Source organism: Arthrobacter sp. StoSoilB5, from assembly GCF_019977235.1.
In the GTDB taxonomy this organism is placed as follows: Bacteria; Actinomycetota; Actinomycetes; order Actinomycetales; family Micrococcaceae; genus Arthrobacter.
The window spans coordinates 322453-344533 of record NZ_AP024646.1 but is presented as its reverse complement, the minus strand read 5'-3'; the positions used below and the strand labels follow the sequence as shown (position 1 = coordinate 344533).

Below are 22081 nucleotides of genomic sequence, written 5' to 3'. Positions count from 1 at the left end.
GGTGTGCGCATGAATAGGATGGGGCCCATGGACGTCGAATTGAGGCAATTGCGGTGCCTCCTGGCCGTAGTCGAGGAAGGCACGTTCACAGATGCCGCCATAGACGTTGGAATGTCCCAGGCTGCCGTTTCGCGCAACATCGCCGGGCTGGAACAGGTTTTGGGCGTGCGGCTCCTGGAGCGGACCACGCGCAGTGTTGGCCTGACCCCCTCCGGCGAGCGCGTCGTGGCCACGGCACGGCGCGTCCTCTCACTCCTGGACGACCTCAAGAGGGAGGCCCGGTCCGGCACCGGCAAGATCCGGATCGGCTACGCGTGGTCCGCCTTAGGCGCGCACACCATGGAGTTCCAACGCCAATGGGCGGTCGCAATCCCAGGCGTGGAACTGCAACTCCTGCACTCCAACTCCCCCACGGGAGGCCTTGCCGATGGAACCACCGACTTCGCTATTCTTCGCCGCCTGCCGGATGCGGCCGCCGTCGAGCATGTCCGGATTGGCGAGGAGAAGCGGTACTGTGCCATGTCCTCGGACGATCCGCTGGCATCACGGCGTTCTGTGACACTGGCGCAGGTGGCCCAGCGACCCGTCGCCATGGACTTGCGGACAGGAAGCACAACGCTTGAGCTGTGGCCGGAGGAGGGGCGGCCGGACATCGTGCCCATTAACGACGTGGACGATTGGCTGACGACAATTGGCAGCGGGGCGGCTCGCGGCATGACTGCCGAGTCCACTGCTCACCAGTATCGACGTCGGGGCATCATCTATCGGCCGGTCCGTGACGCTCCGCCAGTGCCTGTGTACCTCGCGTGGTCCACGAAGCATCCACCGCAGGAGCGCGAGCGGATCGCGGAGTTGCTGACGGGGTTGTACGCGTGAAGCCTGCTAGCAGTCGTGGCGCAATCCTGAGCTAGAACGTTGCTGCATCGATGACAAATCGGTACCGGACATCGCTGGCGAGCACCCGTTCGTATGCTTCATTGATCTGGCCTGCCTGGATGACTTCCACATCTGCTCCCAGACCGCGGGCAGCACAAAAGTCCAGCATTTCCTGGGTTTGCCGGATTCCGCCCATCCTGGAACCACTGAGGTTTCGTCGGAATTCCACCAGCGACCAAGCGCGCTGGCTCAGCGGTTTGGAGGGCAGCCCCACGAGGACCATGGTGCCGTCCAAGGCGAGCAGGGAGAGATAGGCATCCACATCGATGTCCGCAGAAACGGTGTTGATGATCAGATCCAGCTGACCCTTCAAATATTCGAAGGTTTCGGGCTCGGACGTTGCATAGTAGCCGTGGGCGCCGAGCCGGACGGCGTCCTCTTGCTTCTTGAGGGACTGGCTGAGCACCGTGACTTCGGCTCCCAAAGCGGTAGCAATCTTCACGCCCATATGGCCCAGTCCGCCCAAACCGATTATGGCCACTCGCTTGCCTGGTCCGGCTTTCCAGTTGCGCAGCGGCGCGTACATGGTGATGCCGGCGCACAATAGTGGTGCCGCTTCCTGGAGGGAAATGCCGTCGGGGATTCTGAGGACGTAATTCTCATCCACCACGATGCTGGTGCTGTAACCGCCTGCGGTGGGCAGGCCGTCACGGCCGAACGAGTTGTAGGTGCTCGTGGCACCTTGCAGGCAATATTGCTCCTCGCCTGCACGGCAGTTGACGCATTCCCTGCAGGAATCAACGAAGCAGCCCACCCCCACACGGTCCCCTGGTGAATGGCGGGTGACTTTTGGACCGACGGCTTCCACCACTCCGACGATCTCGTGGCCAACCACCAAGGGGTAGTTGCTCGCCCATTCTCCCCGGGCAGCGTGGATGTCCGAGTGGCAGATTCCTGTGTACTTGATGGCAATCTGCACATCGAAGTCACCGGGATCGCGCCGTTCCACAGTGCCCGGCTCAAGTTCCGAGGTGGGAGAAGAGGCTACATACGCCTTCACGGTAGTGGGCATGTCATCCTTCTTTCGACGATGGGACCAGACGATGGGACCAGACGATGGACCCAGGCTGTGGCGGGGAAACGGGATCAGGAGACCGGGACGAACCCAAGGTTTTTGTCCACGACGTTCTGCAGGGGTTCGCCCTGGCTGAACCGTCGCAGGTTCTCCACGAACAATTGCCCAAGATCGTCAAGATAGTCTTCGGTGTCGCCGCTCATGTGGGGTGTGAGGATGACGTTGTCCATGCTCCACAGAGGATGTTCCGCGGGCAGCGGCTCGGGATGGACCACGTCCAGTGCGGCCCCGGCAATGGATCCGGAGGTCAGCGCCTCCACCAGGGCGTCAGTCCGAACCAGCTCGCCACGGCCCACGTTGATGAGGTGCGCGGTGGATTTCATAGCGGAAAGGACGTCAGCGTCCACGAGTCCCCTGCTGTCCTCGGTCAGGGGCGCAGCCAGCACAACGTAGTCAAAGTCCTGGATGATCCGGGCAAGATCCCGGGAGGAATGTATATGGTCGAATAATTCATCCCCCGGACGGCTGCTTCGGCCGGCACCACTGACCTGCAGCCCCACGGCACGGAAGAGCAACGCGATTTCCCGTCCAATGGAACCGGTACCCACCACCAAAGCACGTTGGCCTTGGATCTTTCGCGTAACCCTGTGCTGCCAGCGCTGAGCCTGCTGAAGCTTGAGGGAGCCCTGCGAGTCTTTCGCAATATCCAGGACGAAGCCCAGCGCAAATTCGGCAATTGCACGGCTCAGGACTCCACGGGAGTTCGTGTAGAGCACATCGCTCTGGATGAGCTCATCGAACAGGAGCTGGCTAACGCCCGCCGCTGAAACGTGGACCCACTTCAGTGAGGACGCCGCCTCCCAATTTTCCCGCAAGGCGGGGGAAAACGAATGCCACTGGTACAGGACATCCGCGCCGTCCATCGCTTCAGCGAGTCCCTCGGCTTTGGTCAGGCGAACCTCGGCCAGGGCCTCGATCTCCTCTAGCCGGGGAGGCAAGGCCTCCCGGTAAAGGGCCGCAACGACAGGTTTCTTGCGCTCAGGGAAAACCGTCATGACGACGCCGGTGCTCCCGCAGGATTGGTTGCCGTGCCGGCCTCAATTGAGCCAACCACATCAATGACATTGATCGCGGCCAAAACAGCGGCTGTGAACTCCGACGTCGACGAAGGGCCTCCCACGTCGCGGGTCCCGAGGCCTTCGCGTAGGGCGAATTCGAACGCCAGCTGTAGGTGCTCAGCGGCCTCCGGGTGGCCCAGGTGCTGCAGCATCATGGCGCCGGACCACATCTGGCCCACAGGGTTTGCCAATCCTTTCCCTGCGATGTCGGGGGCAGATCCATGCACGGGCTCAAAGAGCGAGGGGAAATCACCTTCGGGATTCAGGTTCGCGCTCGGTGCCACACCAATGGAACCTGTAACGGCACTGCCCAGGTCCGAGAGGATGTCGCCGAGCAGGTTGGAGGCAACAATAACGTCCAGGGTCCAAGGTTTGAGGACCAGGTGCGCGGCCAACGCGTCCACCAGCTCGCTGGAGAGCGTCACATCGGGGTAGAGGCGCGTGGTTTCCTCCACTACCTCGTCCCAGAAGGGCATGGTGTGGATGATGCCGTTGCTCTTGGTGGCCGAGGTCAGGTGACCCCTGCGGGAGGACGCGAGGGAAGCTGCGTAGTGCGCGGCGCGTGATACTCCCAAGCGGGTGAAGATGGTTTCCTGGACAGCGGTCTCGTGGGGCAGTCCGCGGTACATGCGTCCGCCCACCTCCGAGTATTCCCCTTCGTTGTTTTCCCGCACGATGAGGATATCGATCGGCTCCTTGGACGCCAGGGGCGACTTCACGCCGTCGAGCGTTTTTACCGGACGCAGGTTAATGTACTGCTGGAATTCGCGCCGGATGGGAATCAGCAGCCCCCACAGCGACTCGGCATCCGGGACGTCCGGCGATCCGACTGCTCCGAGGAAGATGGCGTCATGCTGCGCCAGTTGTTCCAGGCCGTCCACGGGCATCATGCGGCCATGCTGGGCGTAGTAGTCCGATCCCCAGTCGAAGTGCGTGAACTTCAAGCTGATGGAGTGGATTTCAGCGATCCGTTCGAGGGTTTCAATGGCCGCTGGTACGACTTCTTTGCCAATACCGTCGCCCGCGATGACGGCGATTTTGTGGGTAGTCATGATGCATTCCGTTCTGAGGTGCCCGTCAGCTGCTGCCAGCGGGTGGCTGGCTCCGCCAGTTTGATGATGGTGCTTTTGGGTTCGGTCATTTCGCGGACAGCGTGCTTGACGCCTTCACGGCCAACGCCGGATTTCTTGAACCCGCCAAATGGCATGGAGTCGATCCGTACGTCGCTCGTTTCGTTGATGACCACGGCTCCCACATGCAGCTTGTCGGCAATCGCCAAGGCGAGGTCGATGGATTCGGTGAAGACACCGGCCTGGAGCCCGTATTCGGAGGCGTTGGCCGCGTGGATGGCATCGGCGACCTGGATGAAGGGCATGATGCTGACCACCGGACCAAACACTTCTTCGCTGATGACGCGGGCGTCCGCCGGCACATCGGTGAGCACCGTTGGCTGGTAGAACGCGCCGCGGCGCTGGCCACCCACCTGGATGGTGGCGCCTGCAGCCCTGGCCTCCTCTACCCATGCCTCCACACGGCGGGCCTCCGCCTCGGTGATCAGGGGACCTATGTCCGTGCTGCGATCCATCTTCGCTCCGACGCGGAGCGCGCGGGTCGCCGTGAGCACCTTTTCCAGGACTTCGTCGAACAACGAAATGTGGACGTAGACGCGTTGGACAGACAAGCAGTTCTGGCCGGCCACACCGAACGCCCCGGCGACGATCGCCTCAGCCGCGGTTGCCGGTTCGGCGTCGGCGCAGACGATCGTGGCGTTGTTGCCGCCCAGTTCGGACAGGATCTTCTTGGCGCCAGCAGCGGCAGCAATGCGGTCGGCCGTCGCTGGCCCCCCGGTGAAGGAGATGAGGTCCACCTGGGGGTCGGTCACGATCGCCTCGGACACCCCGGGTCCGGACACGATCGCGGCAATGCGACCGGTAGGAACACCGGCCTCAAGCAGCAGCTGGACGAAAGCCAGGCCGGTCAGCGGCGTGCGGCCAGAGGGTTTAAGCACGACGCCGTTGCCTCCGATCAGCGCCGGGCCCAGCTTGTGTGCCACGAGGTTCAGCGGATCGTTGAAGGGCGTGATGGCAGCGATGATGCCGACTGGCTTGCGGTTGTACCAGCCGATCTTGTTGGCACCCGCCATGCTGTCCTCAAAACCGAGGGTCTCCCCCACGAGTTCGCTCGACGCTGCCGCGGAAAGCCGCAACGTCTCAATGCATCGGCGAACTTCACGCTCTGCCTCGTTGATGGTCTTGCTGCTCTCGGCGGCGATGATCTCCGAAAACCGTACCGACTGTTCGGCCAGGAGCAGTGCGGCTCGTTCCAAAGCCTCACGGCGTTCCCGGAGGGGCCATTCATCGTCCTGGAGGTGGCGATGAATGTGGGCAACCGCCCGGCGGACATCCTGCGGGGTTGAAGAACACACAGTGCCCAGCAGCACGCCGTCTTCAGGATCCCGGACTTCCAGGACCATGTCGGCTGTCTCCCAGAGGCCTTCGAGGAACGCGCCACCGGGAAGCGCCGCGACGCTTGCCCGCCTATAGGCCGTTTCCTCACCTGTTTTTAGGCGCGCTCCAGCGACGGTTGTTGATGAACTCATGGGAACCTTTACCTTGCCTGGCTAACGGGGGGTATCTACTTGATACGGTCGATGATCTTTGCGGCTCCGCCAATGAAGGGCAGGAACCATGGCGGGCCGAAGTGGCCGGGAACCGGCGGGTTCTTCAGGTCTTCCCACACATTTGCCGACTTGTCTCCAGCCATGTAGTGGGCCATCCGCTTACCCATGTGGGCGGCCATCTGAACACCGTGGCCGCTGTAGCAGAGAGAGTAGAAGAGGCCGTCGTGCTGGCCTGCATGGACCATCTGGTCCATGGAGAGATCCACCAGGCCACCCCAGATGTAGTCCACCTTGGCCTTGGAGAGGTACGGGAAGAGCTCGGTCATGGCCTTGTGCAGGATTTCTGCGCTCTTGACGTCCGAGTCCGGGCTGGACAAAGCGAATCGGGCCCGGCCACCAAACAGCAGCCTGTTGTCCGGCGTGATCCTGAAGTAGTACGTCAGCATCTTGCTGTCAGAGGCCTGCCGCCTGTTCGGCAGGATGCGGTTGACTACCTCTTCGGACAGAGGCTCGGTGCAGATGATGAAGCTGCCCACCGGGATCACGCGGCGCTGCAGCCACGGGGTGAGATTGCTGGTGTAGCCGCTTGTGGCAACCAGGACCTGCTTGGCCCGGGTAATTCCGCGGGTGGTGTGAACATCGTGCACTGTCCCCGAGACCTTGTTCAGCTCGGTGACCGCTGCGTTCTCGCAAATGGCTGCGCCGTTGTCAGCTGCTACCTTCGCCAGCCCGTGCACGAACTTTCCTACGTGGAGACCCGCGCCCAGCGGATCCATCATGGCACCCTGGTAGAAGTCGGTGCCGATTTCGCTGTGGATCTCTGACTTGGGGATGACCTTCACGTGGTGGTCAACCAGATTCGCGAGCAACTCCTGGGACTTCAGGAAGCCATCGTAGTGGGACTTGTGGAACGCGAGGGAGAGCTTGCCGAAACGCTTGAAGTCACAGTCGATGCCGTTGTCGTGAACCAGCTTCTCGATGGTTTCGATTGCGTCGTTGTATTCGCGGAACATCTCAACGGCACGGGGAGCCCCGTAGCGTTTGACAGCGGTACTGAAGCCAATGGCCAAACCGGTGGTAGCCATTCCCCCGTTGCGGCCCGAGGCGCCCCAGCCAACGGTGTGGCGTTCGAAAACGGCCACGCTGGCGCCTTGCTTGGCGAATTCAAGGGCTGCTGAGAGCCCGGTAAAACCAGCACCGATAATCGCAACATCAACGTTTTCCGGGACCGGAGTGCGGCGGTAATCGCCGGAAGGCTCTGCAGTATCGAGCCAGTAGGGAACAAGTTTCACGGTATGACCTTTCGCCTGGAAGTCGGTTTAGAGACCGAGGTGCTTGTTGAGCTCGTCCAAGGACTTAACAGTGGTGAGGTCGTAGCCCTCGCCAATGGGGTCGTAGCCACGGTCCAGCATCCAGAGGTTGCGGAAGCCCATGTCGTGCATCGGATGCATGTCGTATCGGGTGTGCGAGGAGACGTGCAGGAAGTCCTCCGGCTTAGCGTTCAGGGTATCGAGCATGTACTCGAAGGCCTGGTAGCGGGGCTTGTAGGCCTGGGCCTGTTCTGCGGTCAGCACGGCGTGGAATTCAGCGCCGAGCTTGGGAATGCTGATGTCCAGGAAGCTGTCGTCCGCATTGGACAGTGCCACCAACTGGTAGTTATCGCCCATCAGCTTCAGCGGCGCCGGCACGTCCTCGTGGGCAACCCATCCGCGGACAGCGTCAGCGAACGCTGCACCGGCACCTTCGGTGGGCCCAATGCCCCAGCGCTTGCACACCCGGTCAAAGGAATCCTGCAGGATCGCCTCGTACGGCTTGAAGTCGCCCAGGACCTCGTCGAAGCGGTAGCCGCGGAACTGCTTCTTGAACGTAGGCCACTGCTCTTCGGAGATGCGTCCATCAAGCAGCCGCCGGGTGGTGGGATCGATGTCGAAGTTGATCAGCGTGCCGTAGACATCGAAGGAGATGTACTTCGGCCGGAAGTTGGTCTCTGCCATGGGGTTTCCGTTCTTTTCGGGAGATGGAAGGGGGCTGGCCCCGCGTATGTGGAGGTATCGAAGGAGGCGAACTGAACCAAGAAATCGTGCCCGGCGGGCTGAAAGGTTCTTGCCCGATGATTCGACTCTAGGTCGCCAAATTGTAAATTGTCAACAGTTTCTAGGATGGTAATTAGAACCGTTCTCATCAAAAAGATACTCCAAAAAAGTTTCTGTCAATTGTTGACAATCTACTGTTGAGGAGGTTGCATTGCTTTAGATGACGGAGAGATCCGGATCACATTACAACCTAGAACTTCTCCCTCCCCAGTGACCAACTCCCTCGAAGGGAAGCACCATGAAGATTCGAACCAAGGCCCAGACTGCAGCTGCAGGACTTGCCGTACTACTCGCACTGAGCGCTTGCGGTGGAACAGCCAACAGCAGTGATTCCCCGGACAGCAGCAAGACTTCAAACACTACTGACATCTCCGAGGGCGTCCAGCCTGACGAAAAGGCCGTGAGCCTCCTGCCGGCATCCTATAAGGACAAGGGCGAACTGACGGTCGCCATGGACCTGCACTACCCGCCGACGACGTTCCTCGCCGAGGACAACTCGACGCCGATCGGCCTGAACCCGGACATCGCCCGCCTGGTGGCCAAGAAGCTCGGCCTGAAACTGAAGTTCCAGGACACAAAGTTTGACACGATCGTCCCCGGACTGGACGGCGGCCGCTTCGACTTCACCGCCACGACCATGTCCAAGACCGAGGAGCGGTTGAAGGTCCTGGACATGATCGACTACTTCAAGGCCGGCAACTCAGTGGCCGTGGCCGCGGGTAATCCGCTGAAGCTCACCAACGAGACTCTGTGCGGTAAGAACATTGCCGTTACCCAGGGCTCGACCGGCCAGCTCAAGCGCCTCCCGGCCCTTAACGAGCAGACCTGCACCTCCAAGGGACAGCCAGCGATCAACGCCGTGACGCTGCCCAACGTTCAGGAAGCCCTGACCCAACTGGCGTCAAAGCGCATCGATGGCATCCTCTACGACACAACTTCCCTCGCCTGGGCCGAGAAGCAGCAGCCCAAATCGTTCACCATCCTGACCCCCCAGATCAACGTCGGCTCCAGCGACCTCACCGCTATCGGCGTCAAAAAGGGATCTGCCCTGACTCCCGCCCTCCAGGCCGCCATCCAGTCGGTCCTGAACAGCCCGGAATACAAGAAGTCCCTCTCCACCTGGGGCCTCGACGCCGGAGCCATCACGGACGCGAAACTCAACTAGGACAGGTGCTCCCATGGTGCAAACCATCAGTAACGGAAACAAACCGACAATGAACGGCATTGATCCGGCACTCAAGCCCCGCCTTCGTCGCAGAAGCACTTTTGAATACGTCGCCTGGGTGGTTTCCATCCTGCTTGGCGCGGGCATCCTCTTCTCGGTCTCCACCAATCCCAACTTCAAGTGGGACGTCGTGGCCAAGTACTTCACCCACGAATCGATCCTTCGCGGGCTGATGCTCACCATCTTCCTTACAGTCGCAAGCATGGCCTTGGGCACCCTCCTGGGCTTGGTCATTGCGATCATGAGGTCCTCGAGCGTCAAGCCGATCGCGGCCACGGCGGGGGCATTCATCACGCTGTTCCGTGGTACCCCGGTCCTGGTCCAGTTGATCTTCTGGTTCAACATCTCCGCCTTGTACCCGAACCTGACCATCGGCATCCCGTTTACCGACATCGGCACCGCGATCGACACGAATGCACTCATGGGCCCGATCACCGCAGCCTTGGTTGGCTTGACGTTGAACGAAGCCGCGTACATGGCAGAAATCATCCGCGGCGGGTTCTCCTCGGTGGGCAAGGGGCAAATTGAAGCCGCCGACTCACTGGGCATGAGCGCCGCAACGAAGATGCGCAAGATCATCATTCCCCAGGCCATGCCCTCCATCATTCCGGCCACCGGCAACCAGGTCATCGGAATGTTCAAGGAAACGTCCTTGGTCAGCGTCCTGGGTGTTGCGGAACTTCTCCAGAGCGCCCAGCTCATCTACGCACGCACCTACGAGACCATCCCGCTGCTGATCGTGGCCAGCCTCTGGTACCTGGTGATGACGCTGCTGCTGAGCTACCCGCAGTCCAAGCTCGAACAGAAATACTCCCATACCTCCGCCCGGGTCCCCCGCAAGGCCAGGAAGGTTGTATTGACCGCACCGGAAGGTATCGCACGATGAGCAACGACGGCACGATCCTCGCCCGCCGAATTCGTAAGTCCTTTGGGCACAAGACCGTTCTCCACGATATCGACCTCGATATTGCCAGCGGTGAAATCTGCTGCATCATCGGACCCAGCGGCTCCGGAAAGTCCACCCTGTTGCGCTGCATCAACGGCCTGGAGACCGTGGACTCTGGAATCCTGAAAGTTAACGGTGACGATTTCGGTTACTACGAGACCGACAACGCTTACCACGCGCTGCCCCCTAAGAAGCTTGCCCAGCAACGCACCCGGGTAGGCATGGTCTTCCAGCAGTTCAACCTGTTCCCGAACATGACCGCCCGCGAGAATGTCATGTCCGGCCCGGTGCTCGTCAAAGGCGCCGACAAGAAGGAATCCTCCAAGCGCGCCCAGGAACTGCTCACCAGCGTGGGCCTCGGCGCTTTCGGTGACCGCTACCCGGCCGAACTTTCCGGCGGGCAGCAGCAACGCGTTGCCATCGCCCGGTCTTTGGCCATGGATCCGGAAATCATCCTGTTCGACGAACCCACCAGTGCCCTCGATCCAGAAAAGGTAGGGGAAGTCCTCGGTGTCATGCAGGACCTCGCCAAGAAGGGCATGACCATGGTGGTAGTCACCCACGAGATGGGCTTCGCCCGCGAGGTAGCCGATTCCTTGATCTTCATGGATGAGGGCTTCGTGGTGGAACGTGGAGATGCCCGGGAAATCCTGAAGAACCCCAAGGAAGCACGCACCCAGGCGTTCCTTAAGCAGGTGCTGTAAGCGATGGATGGAAAACTCGCCGTCATCGGGCTGGGCAGCATCGGAAGCATGGCACTCTGGCAGGCCTCCCGCCTGTCCGATTCCGTGGTCGGCTTCGAAGCACACACCCCAGGACATGGCAGGAGTGCGGTGGGTGGCGACACCCGGCTTTTCCGGATGCTCTACAGGGGAAGGCCGGACTACTACCCCATCCTGGAACGCTCCCGGGATCTCTGGGCAGAGCTCGAAGCAGAAACGGGACAGGACATCCTCACCCGCTGCGGCGGACTCTCCATCGGCACTGTTGACGGACCGTACATTCCGAAGCTGCTGGAAACTACCCGGGCCAACGGAGCGAGCCACCAGATCCTCACCCGTGAGGAAATGGCGGAACGCTACCCACAGCACAACCTCCGCGCTGACGATGTCGCCGTTTACGATCCCTTCGGCGGCGCACTTCGAACGGATCGGGCAGTTACCGCTGCGGTTGCAGCGGCACAGGCCAACGGGGCGACGGTGCTCAGCAACACGCCGGTTACCAGCATCCGGGAGACCAACGACGGCGTTGCCGTCACCTCCGGCGAACAGTCCTGGACCTTCGAACGGGTGATCATCGCCTCCGGTGGGTGGTCCCAGCAGCTCATGCCCGATTACCTGAAGGCGCACACGGAAACCCGCAGGATTTTCCTGAGCTGGTTCGTCGCCCGCGACGCAGCCCAGTTCACCCCGGAAAAGTTCCCCATCTTCATCAGGATTTCCGGCGATCGCTCCATGTATGGGGCGCCCGCGGTGGACAGCGTCACTGTGAAAGCCACCCTCGATGGCCGCGGGGCACCAACCCCGGCCGCAGACTCAGTGCCCAGGGAGCTGACCCAAGCGGAGATTGCGGAAACCATTGAGACGGTCAGCGAATTCTTCCCCGGATTGGTTCCCAGCATCGTCCGATCGGATGCCTTCCCGGATCTGTTTACCTCGGATTCGCAGCCCATCCTGGGCTTCTTCACCGAGGCAGGCCGGATCTACTCCGCCACCGGCTTCTCCGGTGCCGGCTTCAAGATGGCTTCCGGCTACGGCCAGATTGCTGCCAACGAAGCACTTGGCAAGGGTGGCTTTGACGGCCTGGACTTCGTCCGTCCACAGAGGTTCAAGAACTAGGCACCACAACGCGATTCGCGGGCTAACGGCCCGCGAATCGCGTATTGTTGACAATCTACAGTTACTAAGAAAGTATGAAGCCATGGCAACACTTAGCCCCATCCTGAAGCAGGCCACTCCAGTGGTCGTGGACTACGCGTCCGGTAGTTGGATCCACGCCACAGACGGCAAGAAATACCTGGATTTCACCACCGGAATCGGCGTCACCAGCACCGGACACTGCCACCCCGATGTGGTGGCCGCAGCCCGCGAACAGGTGGGCAAGATCGTCCATGCCCAGTACACCACCGTGATGCACAAGCCCCTCCTGGAACTCACGGAACTCTTGGGTGGCGTCCTGCCCCAGGGCCTCGACAGCATCTTCTACGCAACCTCCGGCTCCGAAGCAGTAGAGGCCTCCATCCGTTTGGCCCGCATGGCAACCGGACGGCCCAACATCATCTCCTTCCAGGGTGGGTTCCATGGGCGCACCGTAGCGGCCGCCTCCTTGACTACCGCGGGAACCAAGTTCCGCTCAGGGTTCTCCCCCATCATGAGTGGAGTGCACGTTGCCCCGTTCCCGCACTGGTACCGGTACGGCTGGGACGAAGCCACCGCCGTCGAATTTGCCCTGAAGGAACTCGACCACCTTCTGATGACCATCAGCGCCCCCAGCGATACTGCCGGCTTCATCATCGAACCGGTTCTGGGTGACGGCGGGTACATTCCCACGCCTGTCGCATTCCTCCAAGGCCTGCGTGAGCGCGCCGACAGGCACGGCATAGTGCTCATCCTGGACGAGGTCCAGGCAGGCGTCGGCCGCACCGGCAAGTTCTGGGGACATGACTGGGCCGGAATCACCCCCGACGTCGTCATCACCGCCAAGGGACTTGCCAGTGGCTTCCCCATCTCCGCGATTGCCGCCTCCGCCGATTTGATGGGCAAGGCCTGGCCTGGTTCGCAGGGCGGAACCTATGGCGGAAACGCCGTAGCGGCAGCGGCAGGCGTCGCAACATTGGGTGTCATCCAGCGGGAGAACCTCGTGGAGAATGCCTTGCTGCGCGGTGACGAACTGCGGGCAGGACTGGACAATCTGCAAACGGAATTCGCGGGAATCGGCAATGTTCGTGGCCGTGGCCTGATGCAGGGCGTCGAATTCACCGCTGCCGACAACACCCCGGACGCAGCAACTGCCCTTGCCGTCCAACAGGCCGCCATCAAGGAAGAGCTACTGCTGCTCACCTGCGGTCCGAACGGCAACGTCATTCGCCTCATTCCCGCCCTGAATGTCAGCAGCGATGAAATTCAGCAAGGCCTGTCCAAGTTCACGCAGGCGCTCAAGACGGCCACCTCCTAGTTCCCCTGATCACTGAAAGAGCCACCATGACCACCTCCTTTGATCCTTCCACCATCCCAACGGACCTGTTCATTGACGGAACGTGGCAGAAGGCTGCCAGTGGTGCCACCTTCGCCGTTGAGAACCCCGCCACGAACGAAGTGATTGCACATGTTTCCGACGGCGGTCCTGAAGACGCTGCCCTGGCCATCGAGGCAGCCGGACGTGCCCAGGCTGCATGGGGAAAGTCAACGCCCCGTGAACGCGCGGATATTCTCCGACGCGCTTTTGAACTGGTGATTGCCAACACCGACCGGCTCGCCGCCATCATGACCGCGGAGATGGGCAAACCCCTGGCAGAAGCTCGGGGCGAGGTGGCCTACGGCGCTGAAATGCTCCGCTGGTTCTCGGAAGAGGCCGTAAGGATCGGTGGTGACAGCGCTACCTCAGTGGATGGAAACACCCGCATCCTCATCACCAAGGAACCCGTGGGGCCCTCAGTCCTGGTGACTCCCTGGAACTTCCCGCTCGCCATGGGCGCCCGGAAGATCGCCCCGGCCGTTGCCGCAGGCTGCACCATGGTGTTCAAGCCGGCCGAGCTGACACCTCTGACATCCCTCGCCCTCGTTGGGATTTTCAAGGAAGCCGGCCTTCCCGACGGCGTGCTGAACGTCGTCACCACATCCAGCGCCTCCAAGGTGGTCCGTACCTGGACTGACAGTGGCATCGCCCGCAAGATCAGCTTTACCGGTTCCACCGAGGTGGGCAAGGTTCTGCTGAAGCAAGCGGCCGACAACGTGATGCGGTCCTCCATGGAACTTGGCGGAAACGCACCGTTCATCGTCCTGGCCGATGCAGACATCGAAAAGGCAGTGGACGGTGCCATGAAAGCCAAGATGCGGAACATGGGCGAGGCTTGCACGGCAGCAAACCGCTTCTTCGTCCACCGCTCCGTCGTAGAGGAATTTGGCGAGAAGTTCTCCAAAAAGATGTCAGAATTGCAGGTAGGCAACGGCGCCGTTGCTGGCACCGACGTCGGGCCCCTCATTGAGCAGAAGGGCCTGGAAAAGGTCGAAAACCTCGTTACAGATGCGGTCTCCAAGGGAGCACGTGTGCTGACCGGCGGAAGCCGTCCGGAAGGTCCCGGCTACTTCTACACACCCACCGTCCTGGTGGACGTGCCTATGGACGCAGCCCTGATGAGCACGGAAATCTTCGGCCCGGTCGCAGCGATCACCGCGTTCGACAGTGAGGACGAAGTTCTCCGCTTGGCCAACGATACTGAGTGGGGCCTGGTGGGGTACGTGTTCACAGAGAGCATGGACAAAGCCTTGCGGTTCTCCGCGGAACTGGAAGTCGGAATGGTCGGCCTGAACACCGGCCTGGTTTCCAACCCCGCGGCACCGTTCGGCGGCGTCAAGCAATCCGGACTCGGACGCGAGGGCGGAAAAATTGGAATCGAAGAATTCCTGGAGTACAAGTACACCGCAATAGCGGTCTAACAGTTTCAAAATTGCCGAAGCATGGAATGAGGGGATGTCAATGGCGGCACCGGAGGGAATGTTCGTATTGGAAGGCCGGCCTACGGCCCAGCTGATCGCTGACCAGCTGCGTGAGCTCATTGTCCAAGGGGCCTTCCGCCCTGGGCAGCAGGTCAATGAATCTGCCTTGGCCAGCCAGCTGAGCACCTCGCGGGGTCCGCTCCGCGAGGCTCTCCAGCGGCTGTGCCAGGAGGGGATCCTGGTGAGCAAGCGCAACCGCGGCGTCTTCGTGCTGGAACTTTCCACGCAGGATGTCAAGGAGATCTACGCTGTCCGTGAAGCCGTGGAGCTGGCTGCAGCCAATACCCTTTTGGACTCGGACACAGAGCAGGTGGCGGACACCTGCCGGGAGCTCAAGGGCATCATCCGGAACATGGCCAAGCAGGTTGCGGCCTCGGACTGGCAGGCCATTGCGCGTCTGGACATGCAATTCCACACCGCCTTCGTTTCAGGCACTGGGAACACGCGCCTGATACGCATTTATGAGACTCTTGCTGCCGAATCCAGGATGTGCATTTTGAGCCTGGAAGTGGCATACCCCCGCATCGATGCACTGGTGCAGGAACACCAGCAGATCCTGGACCTTCTCGAGGCCCGGGACCGTAGCGGACTTCAGCAGGCCATCAAGCGCCACATGCAGAAGGCCGTGGAGGACCTCACTTCCAGCCCGGAAGTAACGGGAATTACTGCTTAGGAAAGTCTCCATACAGTGAGGGCCCGGTTCAGATTCTGAACCGGGCCCTTACTGTATATGCAGTTAGTTTGCCGGAACGTCCGTGACAACCCACATCTTCCGCAGCGTCTCATGGATGGTCCAGGTACCCGTCCATCCTGCCGGAGTAACGAACAACGTTCCGGGGCCAATGTCGAAGCTGCTTCCGTCTTCTTCTGTGATGGTCCCCTTGCCACTGAGGATCTGGCAGATCTCGTCGTAGCCCGGGCGGGTGCTCTTGAACACGCCCGGCGTAACCTCCCAGATGCCCGTCTTGTGGCCGTCGCGGGCCCACAGACGGAACGAGACTTCGGTCTGGCCCGGCGTGCTGGAGGTTGCTTTCGGGATGTGCTCGCCCGGGTCTTGGGTTGTTGCGTCGCTCATGACAGTGGCCTTGATCATGGATTCTCCTTCTGGGGCTGCGCCCTTTTTGAACGTGCCCGCCGTCGTTGGAAGAGCACGCATTCAATCCTAGCAATTGTCAACAATCGACGATAGGCTTGGACAAGAAAATATTCACCGACGCCCTGCCAGCGATGCCAGCCACCGTCACCAAGGAGAACAGCCCCCCATGAAACTTGCCTGGAAAAGCAGCCTGGAAAACACCCCTGCCGCATGCAGCGCGCAGAGCCGGCGGATATCACTCTGGAACTCCCTGGAAGCCGGCGATGTAGTTTCCCTCAGCCGGCGCGGCTATGAGTATCACAGGGGTACGGTGGACGACCGGACTGCGGATGGGCAAACGATCTGGGTGGTAGACCACATCGGCGAACGGCGGCTCTTCCACATCGATGATGACTACGACCTGCTGGTCGCGTCCCAGGGCTGACAGCCCCTAGGCTGACAGCCCTGGGCTGACAGCCCCTAGGCTGACAGCCCAACACCGGCAACCACCAAGCCTCTGGCCCCGGCAGGCCAGCAAGAGTACCGTCAAGGTGACGATGTAGCAGGACAGCCAGCGGCCAAAGACAGGCACTGACCGTCCTTGGTTCTAGAGGAGCCAATCAGTGGCTGGATGGAATGCTGATACGGCAGCCGGTCCCCTCGGCGCCGGGACTGTCACCTTGGTGGAAGGCACGTCCTTCTGCATCTCCCTGCCCAACGGGGACATTCACCCGGACCATCCCCACGGCATGTTCTTCCAGGACACCAGGGTCCTGTCCGATTGGGTCCTCACCATCAACGGCCAGTCGCTGGAGCCCCTGACCGCCCAGACGAAAGAGCCATACAGGGCCGCTTTCGCCAGCCGCGTCACACGGTCCGACGGGTATGCGGATACGCCGTTGATTGTGGAGCGCCTACGCGAAGTTGGCGTGGGAATGGTGGAGCACGTCACCGTGCGCAACCATTCGATGGAACCTGTGGAATGCTTGATCGAATTCGCGGTTGGGTCGGACTTCGCGGACGTTTTCGAAGTCAAGGAAGCGCGGGTCCAGAGGCAGTGGGAGGAATCCCGCGAATACAATCACAACACACTAACTATCCGCTCCCGTTGGCAGGATGTCCGGAAGTCCGTCGTCGTAAGTTCCGATAGCGCCCAGGCAACCCGCGAGGGCCTGGTCCACCGGACCACTATCCCGCCACGCGGCCACTGGAGCACCGTAGTCACTGTTGCTCCCGGAGCCGACGGAGGGGCGCCTGCGGCGCCTGTGGTGCGTCCCGCCGTCGGCGAACTGTCCCGCAGCGATCAACGCCGCCAGGAATGGGTGGCCAAAATTCCGGTGCTGCATATGGGCAACCACTCCATCGAGAGGACGCTGCGGCGCAGCTATGACGATCTTGGCGCCCTTCGCATTGAAGACCCGACGCACCCGGACAGGGTGGTTGTTGCCGCTGGAGCTCCCTGGTTCATGACGCTGTTTGGCCGCGATTCACTCTGGGCCTCCGAAATGGCTATGCCCGTTGATCCGTCGCTGGCCCTCGGCACGCTGCAAACGCTGGCCGACCACCAGGGCAAGGTGGTGGATCCCGTCAGCGAGGAGGAGCCCGGGAAGATTCTGCACGAGGTCAGGCTGGATGTTTCCAGCGGCCTGTCACTCGGCGGCAAATCCGTTTACTACGGCAGCGTCGATGCCACTCCGCTGTTCGTGGTGTTGCTGGGCTCGGTCAGCCGGTGGGGTTTCGCCAAGGACACGATCGCAGCCTTGCTGCCTAACGCGGACAGGGCCCTGGACTGGATACGCGACTACGGCGACAGGGACGGCGATGGATTCGTCGAGTACCAGCGGCTCAACGACCGCGGGCTCATCAACCAGGGCTGGAAGGACTCGTGGGACGGCATCAATTTTGCGGACGGACGCCTCGCGGAGCCGCCTATCGCACTTTGCGAGGTTCAGGCGTACGTATACGACGCTTACATGGCACGGGCGTGGATAGCGTACGACGCCGGTGAGGCACCTTTGGCCCAGGAACTCGCCGATCGGGCGGCGGAGTTAAAGGTCCGGTTCAACGAGCAGTTCTGGATGCCGGAGCGCGGTTATTACGCCATCGCTTTGGACGGCAAGAAACGGCAGGTTGACGCGTGCGCCTCGAACATGGGTCACTGCCTATGGGTGGGGTTGGTGGACGAGGACAAGGCGCCGCTCGTGGCCCAACGGCTGATGTCTCCTGAGATGTTCAGTGGCTGGGGCGTACGGACCCTTGGAACGGATATGGGCGCCTACAACCCGGCCAGCTACCACAACGGTTCCGTGTGGCCGCACGATAACGCCGTAATTGCCGCTGGCCTGATGAGATACGGATTCGTGGAAGAGGCCCAACGAATTTCGACCGCCTTGCTCGAAGCTGCCGACTATTCCGAGGGGCGGCTCCCCGAGCTGTTCTGCGGTTTCAGCAGGGAGCAGTACAGCGAACCCGTGCCGTATCCCACCGCATGCTCGCCGCAAGCCTGGGCAGCCACCTCACCCATCCAACTGGTCACGAGCTTGATGAGGTACGACGCACACGTCTCACGTGGCGGGTTCTGGATGGATCCCCAACTGCCGGCGTCCTACGGCGACCTGCATATCACCAACGCGCCCATGGGTGGCGGCCGCGTGACCATCGACATCGCCGATTCCGTTCCCACCGTGCAGGGGCTTCCGGAAGGGATGGTGTTCCACAGAGGACACCGGCCATGGTTGACCGAACTTGTGCAGCAGGCCGGCCTTCGGAAGGAGGTCTGAGTGCTTACGAAGTTGTCATCAAGCCGGCCGCAGGGTGGGCGCCCTGGCTACCGACTGTTCCACGCATGATCCAGAGGGCTGGCGTACCGTGCAGGGCAGGCATTACTTCGCCCTTGGTAATAAGACGCATTCCCCTGGGATCACCCGCGACTGACCACCAGCCGGTCTTCGGGCAATGGTGCCCGGTGCGTGATGTTTCAACGAGCTCAGAGGACAGGCTTGCCGGGCGTCGCTTCTTCATGGGAGGTCCTTCACGCAAGGGGGGTTTCGGCGGATGCCTGACCCGGGTTTCAGGTAATGAACTAAGCGTAGCAATTGTCAACAATTGACGATAGTACCCGGCGGGAGGAATTTGACGCGGTTTAAGGATGCTGCTTCTGATTGGATGTGCTGAGGGACAAAACCGACTCCGCGGGCGCAGACTGATTCAATGAGCCGAGAAGTTTCAATGAACATCGAGCTGTTTCAATGAGCATCGAGCAGTGGTGGCCGCAGTTGAATCCTTCAACCCGGGAATGGTTGATAAACAACAACGGCGACACCGTGCCCCCGGAAATCGTTGCCGAGATCGCGGGGGCCGGCGGACCAGATGCAGCCGATTCATGGTGGGTTGCCGAAGAGGAAAGTCCGGGGCTGCAGCTGCCCGACGACGCCATCGATTGGATCGAGGCAATCGCCAACGAAGAAGCGCCCGAACAGTCGTAGCCGGCGCTTAGAGGTTTTCCACCAACGAGACGTCCCGGACGGCGCCCTTGTCAGCGGAGAGTGCCATGGCTGCGTAGGCGCGAAGCGCGGGAGACACCTGGCGGTCACGGTTCTTGGGCTTGTAGCCGCCGTTGACTTCGAGTTTTTCGCGGCGTTCGGCGAGGATTTCGTCGGATACCTGCAACTGGAGGGAGCGCGTCGTGATGTCGATGCTGATGATGTCACCGTTCTCAACCAGGGCGATGGCACCGCCGGAGGCAGCCTCAGGGGAAATGTGCCCGATCGACAAGCCGGAGGTGCCGCCGGAGAAGCGGCCGTCCGTGATGAGGGCGCATTTCTTGCCCAGGCCGCGGCCCTTGAGGAACGACGTCGGGTAGAGCATTTCCTGCATGCCCGGACCGCCTCTGGGGCCTTCGTAGCGGATGACCACCACGTCGCCTTCCTTGATGGTTTTATTCAGGATCATTTCCACGGCTTCGTCCTGCGACTCGCACACAACTGCCGGGCCCTCGAAGGTCCAGATGGACTCGTCCACACCTGCGGTCTTCACCACGGCGCCGTCCACTGCGACGTTGCCGCGCAGCACAGCCAGGCCGCCGTCCTTGGAGTAGGCGTGCTCCACGGAACGGATGCAGCCGCCCTCAGCGTCGGTGTCCAGGGAGGTCCACTGGTTTGATTGCGAGAACGCGGTGGAGGAGCGGACGCCACCGGGAGCCGCGTGCCACAGCGCCTGCGCCTCCTCGGTGGCCTTGCCGCCGCGGATGTCCCAGTCGTCCAACCAGCCGTCCAAGTCGGCGGAGTGGACGGAGTGGACGTCCTTGTGCAGGAGGCCGCCGCGGTTCAACTCGCCCAGCAGCGCAGGGATGCCGCCGGCGCGGTGGACATCTTCCATGTAATAGGTCTTGTCGCCGGCGACGTTCGGGGCCACCTTGGCCAGGCAGGGCACCTGGCGGGACTTGGCGTCCATCTCGGCCAGGCCGTAGTCCACGCCCGCCTCCTGGGCCGCGGCCAGCAGGTGCAGAATCGTGTTGGTGGAGCCGCCCATGGAGATGTCCAGGGCCATGGCATTGTCAAAGGCCTTGGCGGTGGCGATGGAGCGTGGCAGCACGGAGTCGTCGTCGCCGTCGTAATAGCGTTTCACGAGTTCGACGATTGTGGCGCCGGCCTTCTCGTACAGCGCCTTGCGGGCCGTGTGGGTCGCGAGGACGGAGCCGTTGCCGGGCAGGGCCAAGCCGATGGCCTCGGCGAGGCAGTTCATGGAGTTGGCGGTGAACATGCCCGAGCAGGAACCGCAGGTGGGGCAGGCGTTCTCTTCGATGAGGTTGATGTCTTCATCGGAGATGGACTCGTCCACGGCGTCGGCAATCGCGTTCACCAGGTCCAGGGAGCGCACGGACCCGTCTGTCAGCGTCACGCGGCCGGCCTCCATGGGACCGCCGGAAACAAACACCACAGGGATGTTCAGGCGCAGGGCAGCCATGAGCATGCCCGGGGTGATCTTGTCGCAGTTGGAGATGCAGACCAGTGCGTCGGCGCAGTGGGCGTTGACCATGTACTCAACGGAGTCCGCGATCAGGTCGCGGGACGGCAGGGAGTACAGCATTCCGGAGTGGCCCATGGCGATGCCGTCGTCCACGGCGATGGTGTTGAATTCGCGCGGCACTGCGCCGGCGGCGAGAATCGCGTCGGAGACGATCCGGCCCACGGGAGCAAGGTGGGTGTGCCCGGGAACGAACTCGGTGAAACTGTTGGCGACGGCGATGATCGGCTTACCGATGTCCGTGTTGGCGACGCCGGAGGCGCGCAGCAGTGCGCGGGCGCCGGCCATGTTGCGGCCGTGGGTGACTGTTCTGGAGCGAAGTGCAGGCATGGATACCATCCTGCTGATTTCTTACAACAGGTGGAAGACGGTGCTGCTACTAGTAGTGAAAGTACCAGAGTAATAGTGTTGGAGGAATGAAAGACGAGAGGCGAAAGGAACTGGGACTCTTCCTGAGGACGCGCCGGAACCAAGCCCTGAGGTCGGACTATGGTCTTCCTCCAGTGGGCCGAAGCCGGGAGCGGGGCCTCCGCCGGGAAGAGATCGCGTTCCTCTCCGGAGTCAGCGTCACGTGGTACACGTGGCTGGAACAGGGCCGGGATATCAGCCCGTCGCGGCAGGTACTGGAAGCCGTAGCCCGCACGCTGCATTTATCCGACACAGGGCTGGGCTACGTTCTGTCTTTAGGCGGCTATTCGTCCGCAATGCCAAAGGGACCAGTGGCAGCTGACGTGCCCCCACATGTGCAACGGCTCCTGGACGCCTTGGATCCCAACCCGGCATATGCACTGTCACCGGACTGGGGAGTTGCGGGCTGGAACAGGGCCTACGAGGCCCTGTACCCCAACATCGGAACCTTCGACGCCTCGGACAGGAACCTGTTGTGGCTTGTCTTCACAGACCCCTATGTCCGTGACCTGCTCCCCGATTGGGACGTGACCAGCAAACGGTTCCTGGCCGAGTTCAGGGCCGAGACCGGTCAGCGACTCGGCGATCCCGATGTTGAGTTCCAAGTTGAACGGCTTAGGCAAGCCAGCCCGGAATTCCAGGAAAGCTGGGACCGCTACGACATCCTCGGCTTCGAATCCCGCGAGCGGCTTTTCCACCACCCAGCCGTGGGTGTTCTGCAGCTGGAGCACCATCAGGTTTCACCATCTGACAGGCCGGATCTCCACATCGTGGTCTATACACCGGCGCCCGGCAGCGACGCAGGCGAACAGATGCAGCGGCTGATGGGGAACGGGAATTAGCGTGCGCGTTAGCACCAAAACGTGTCGCACATTTCCATTAAATATTTTCCGCTGCCAAATTGG

Annotated in this window: 21 protein-coding genes; 12 read left to right on the top strand and 9 right to left on the bottom strand. The window is 61.6% G+C overall.

Features of this window, described 5'->3' with window-relative positions; all coding sequences use genetic code 11:
* Positions 1 to 27: 27 nt before the first annotated feature.
* On the top strand, positions 28 to 876 hold the full coding sequence (locus tag LDN75_RS01690) for a LysR family transcriptional regulator (protein ID WP_223935472.1): 849 nt from the start codon (positions 28 to 30) through the stop codon (positions 874 to 876).
* 31 nt (positions 877 to 907) lie between these two features.
* Here the strand turns inward: LDN75_RS01690 and LDN75_RS01685 are convergent, their stop codons facing one another.
* From LDN75_RS01685 to LDN75_RS01660, 6 genes are all read right to left on the bottom strand, one after another.
* Positions 908 to 1948 carry an NAD(P)-dependent alcohol dehydrogenase gene (locus LDN75_RS01685; protein ID WP_223935471.1) on the bottom strand — a complete coding sequence of 347 codons (1041 nt, stop codon included), beginning with the start codon at positions 1946 to 1948 and terminating at the stop codon, positions 908 to 910.
* 74 nt (positions 1949 to 2022) lie between these two features.
* Positions 2023 to 3006 carry a D-2-hydroxyacid dehydrogenase gene (locus LDN75_RS01680; protein ID WP_223935470.1) on the bottom strand — a complete coding sequence of 328 codons (984 nt, stop codon included), beginning with the start codon at positions 3004 to 3006 and terminating at the stop codon, positions 2023 to 2025.
* Entirely contained in the window at positions 3003 to 4121 is a 1119-nt protein-coding gene (locus tag LDN75_RS01675) for a tartrate dehydrogenase (RefSeq protein ID WP_223935469.1), read from the bottom strand. Before LDN75_RS01675 ends, LDN75_RS01680 begins: the two co-directional genes overlap by 4 nt.
* Positions 4118 to 5668: an aldehyde dehydrogenase family protein gene (locus tag LDN75_RS01670; protein ID WP_223935468.1), complete on the bottom strand. Its 1551-nt coding sequence runs from the start codon at positions 5666 to 5668 to the stop codon at positions 4118 to 4120. Before LDN75_RS01670 ends, LDN75_RS01675 begins: the two co-directional genes overlap by 4 nt.
* A gap of 35 nt (positions 5669 to 5703) precedes the next feature.
* Positions 5704 to 6981: an FAD-binding oxidoreductase gene (locus tag LDN75_RS01665; RefSeq protein ID WP_223935467.1), complete on the bottom strand. Its 1278-nt coding sequence runs from the start codon at positions 6979 to 6981 to the stop codon at positions 5704 to 5706.
* Between the two features lie 27 nt (positions 6982 to 7008).
* Positions 7009 to 7683, bottom strand: coding sequence for a haloacid dehalogenase type II (locus tag LDN75_RS01660; RefSeq protein ID WP_223935466.1), 675 nt, complete (start codon positions 7681 to 7683; stop codon positions 7009 to 7011).
* 337 nt (positions 7684 to 8020) lie between these two features.
* Between LDN75_RS01660 and LDN75_RS01655 the strand changes: the two genes are divergently transcribed.
* From LDN75_RS01655 to LDN75_RS01625, 7 genes are all read left to right on the top strand, one after another.
* Positions 8021 to 8947 (top strand): ABC transporter substrate-binding protein, encoded by a 927-nt coding sequence (locus LDN75_RS01655; RefSeq protein WP_223935465.1) that lies wholly within the window; start codon positions 8021 to 8023, stop codon positions 8945 to 8947.
* 13 nt (positions 8948 to 8960) lie between these two features.
* On the top strand, positions 8961 to 9893 hold the full coding sequence (locus tag LDN75_RS01650; RefSeq protein ID WP_223935464.1) for an amino acid ABC transporter permease: 933 nt from the start codon (positions 8961 to 8963) through the stop codon (positions 9891 to 9893).
* Positions 9890 to 10657 carry an amino acid ABC transporter ATP-binding protein gene (locus LDN75_RS01645; RefSeq protein ID WP_223935463.1) on the top strand — a complete coding sequence of 256 codons (768 nt, stop codon included), beginning with the start codon at positions 9890 to 9892 and terminating at the stop codon, positions 10655 to 10657. Before LDN75_RS01650 ends, LDN75_RS01645 begins: the two co-directional genes overlap by 4 nt.
* Before the next feature lie 3 nt (positions 10658 to 10660).
* Positions 10661 to 11791: an N-methyl-L-tryptophan oxidase gene (gene solA / locus LDN75_RS01640; protein ID WP_223935462.1), complete on the top strand. Its 1131-nt coding sequence runs from the start codon at positions 10661 to 10663 to the stop codon at positions 11789 to 11791.
* A gap of 82 nt (positions 11792 to 11873) precedes the next feature.
* A complete protein-coding gene (locus LDN75_RS01635; RefSeq protein WP_223935461.1) occupies positions 11874 to 13127 on the top strand; it encodes an aspartate aminotransferase family protein in 1254 nt (417 codons plus the stop codon).
* Positions 13128 to 13153: 26 nt separating this feature from the next.
* Positions 13154 to 14608: an NAD-dependent succinate-semialdehyde dehydrogenase gene (locus tag LDN75_RS01630; protein WP_223935460.1), complete on the top strand. Its 1455-nt coding sequence runs from the start codon at positions 13154 to 13156 to the stop codon at positions 14606 to 14608.
* A gap of 40 nt (positions 14609 to 14648) precedes the next feature.
* Positions 14649 to 15341, top strand: coding sequence for a GntR family transcriptional regulator (locus tag LDN75_RS01625; protein WP_223935459.1), 693 nt, complete (start codon positions 14649 to 14651; stop codon positions 15339 to 15341).
* Between the two features lie 63 nt (positions 15342 to 15404).
* Here the strand turns inward: LDN75_RS01625 and LDN75_RS01620 are convergent, their stop codons facing one another.
* Positions 15405 to 15761, bottom strand: coding sequence for a cupin domain-containing protein (locus LDN75_RS01620; RefSeq protein WP_223935458.1), 357 nt, complete (start codon positions 15759 to 15761; stop codon positions 15405 to 15407).
* 169 nt (positions 15762 to 15930) lie between these two features.
* Between LDN75_RS01620 and LDN75_RS01615 the strand changes: the two genes are divergently transcribed.
* Entirely contained in the window at positions 15931 to 16188 is a 258-nt protein-coding gene (locus tag LDN75_RS01615; protein ID WP_223935457.1) for a hypothetical protein, read from the top strand.
* A gap of 178 nt (positions 16189 to 16366) precedes the next feature.
* Entirely contained in the window at positions 16367 to 18523 is a 2157-nt protein-coding gene (locus tag LDN75_RS01610) for a glycogen debranching N-terminal domain-containing protein (RefSeq protein WP_223935456.1), read from the top strand.
* A 4-nt stretch (positions 18524 to 18527) separates the two neighbouring features.
* Here the strand turns inward: LDN75_RS01610 and LDN75_RS01605 are convergent, their stop codons facing one another.
* On the bottom strand, positions 18528 to 18764 hold the full coding sequence (locus tag LDN75_RS01605; protein WP_223935455.1) for a hypothetical protein: 237 nt from the start codon (positions 18762 to 18764) through the stop codon (positions 18528 to 18530).
* A 227-nt stretch (positions 18765 to 18991) separates the two neighbouring features.
* Between LDN75_RS01605 and LDN75_RS01600 the strand changes: the two genes are divergently transcribed.
* Positions 18992 to 19228 (top strand): hypothetical protein, encoded by a 237-nt coding sequence (locus LDN75_RS01600; protein WP_223935454.1) that lies wholly within the window; start codon positions 18992 to 18994, stop codon positions 19226 to 19228.
* Positions 19229 to 19235: 7 nt separating this feature from the next.
* Here LDN75_RS01600 and ilvD read toward each other — a convergent pair whose 3' ends face one another.
* Complete coding sequence (gene ilvD / locus LDN75_RS01595; RefSeq protein ID WP_223935453.1) at positions 19236 to 21098, bottom strand: dihydroxy-acid dehydratase; 1863 nt, start codon at positions 21096 to 21098, stop codon at positions 19236 to 19238.
* Between the two features lie 86 nt (positions 21099 to 21184).
* Here ilvD and LDN75_RS01590 point away from each other — a divergent pair, with 86 nt between their 5' ends.
* The gene (locus tag LDN75_RS01590; protein ID WP_223935452.1) at positions 21185 to 22018 is read left to right on the top strand and encodes a helix-turn-helix transcriptional regulator; all 834 of its coding nucleotides are present in this window, start codon (positions 21185 to 21187) and stop codon (positions 22016 to 22018) included.
* Positions 22019 to 22081: the final 63 nt, after the last annotated feature.

Coding starts and splice junctions, on each gene's coding strand:
- LDN75_RS01690 (WP_223935472.1), top strand. CDS start 28: ATGGACGTCGAATTGAGGCAATTGCGGTGCCTCCTGGCCGTAGTCGAG.
- LDN75_RS01685 (WP_223935471.1), bottom strand. CDS start 1,948: ATGCCCACTACCGTGAAGGCGTATGTAGCCTCTTCTCCCACCTCGGAA.
- LDN75_RS01680 (WP_223935470.1), bottom strand. CDS start 3,006: ATGACGGTTTTCCCTGAGCGCAAGAAACCTGTCGTTGCGGCCCTTTAC.
- LDN75_RS01675 (WP_223935469.1), bottom strand. CDS start 4,121: ATGACTACCCACAAAATCGCCGTCATCGCGGGCGACGGTATTGGCAAA.
- LDN75_RS01670 (WP_223935468.1), bottom strand. CDS start 5,668: ATGAGTTCATCAACAACCGTCGCTGGAGCGCGCCTAAAAACAGGTGAG.
- LDN75_RS01660 (WP_223935466.1), bottom strand. CDS start 7,683: ATGGCAGAGACCAACTTCCGGCCGAAGTACATCTCCTTCGATGTCTAC.
- LDN75_RS01655 (WP_223935465.1), top strand. CDS start 8,021: ATGAAGATTCGAACCAAGGCCCAGACTGCAGCTGCAGGACTTGCCGTA.
- LDN75_RS01650 (WP_223935464.1), top strand. CDS start 8,961: ATGGTGCAAACCATCAGTAACGGAAACAAACCGACAATGAACGGCATT.
- LDN75_RS01645 (WP_223935463.1), top strand. CDS start 9,890: ATGAGCAACGACGGCACGATCCTCGCCCGCCGAATTCGTAAGTCCTTT.
- solA (WP_223935462.1), top strand. CDS start 10,661: ATGGATGGAAAACTCGCCGTCATCGGGCTGGGCAGCATCGGAAGCATG.
- LDN75_RS01635 (WP_223935461.1), top strand. CDS start 11,874: ATGGCAACACTTAGCCCCATCCTGAAGCAGGCCACTCCAGTGGTCGTG.
- LDN75_RS01630 (WP_223935460.1), top strand. CDS start 13,154: ATGACCACCTCCTTTGATCCTTCCACCATCCCAACGGACCTGTTCATT.
- LDN75_RS01625 (WP_223935459.1), top strand. CDS start 14,649: ATGGCGGCACCGGAGGGAATGTTCGTATTGGAAGGCCGGCCTACGGCC.
- LDN75_RS01620 (WP_223935458.1), bottom strand. CDS start 15,761: ATGATCAAGGCCACTGTCATGAGCGACGCAACAACCCAAGACCCGGGC.
- LDN75_RS01615 (WP_223935457.1), top strand. CDS start 15,931: ATGAAACTTGCCTGGAAAAGCAGCCTGGAAAACACCCCTGCCGCATGC.
- LDN75_RS01605 (WP_223935455.1), bottom strand. CDS start 18,764: ATGAAGAAGCGACGCCCGGCAAGCCTGTCCTCTGAGCTCGTTGAAACA.
- LDN75_RS01600 (WP_223935454.1), top strand. CDS start 18,992: ATGAGCATCGAGCAGTGGTGGCCGCAGTTGAATCCTTCAACCCGGGAA.
- ilvD (WP_223935453.1), bottom strand. CDS start 21,098: ATGCCTGCACTTCGCTCCAGAACAGTCACCCACGGCCGCAACATGGCC.
- LDN75_RS01590 (WP_223935452.1), top strand. CDS start 21,185: ATGAAAGACGAGAGGCGAAAGGAACTGGGACTCTTCCTGAGGACGCGC.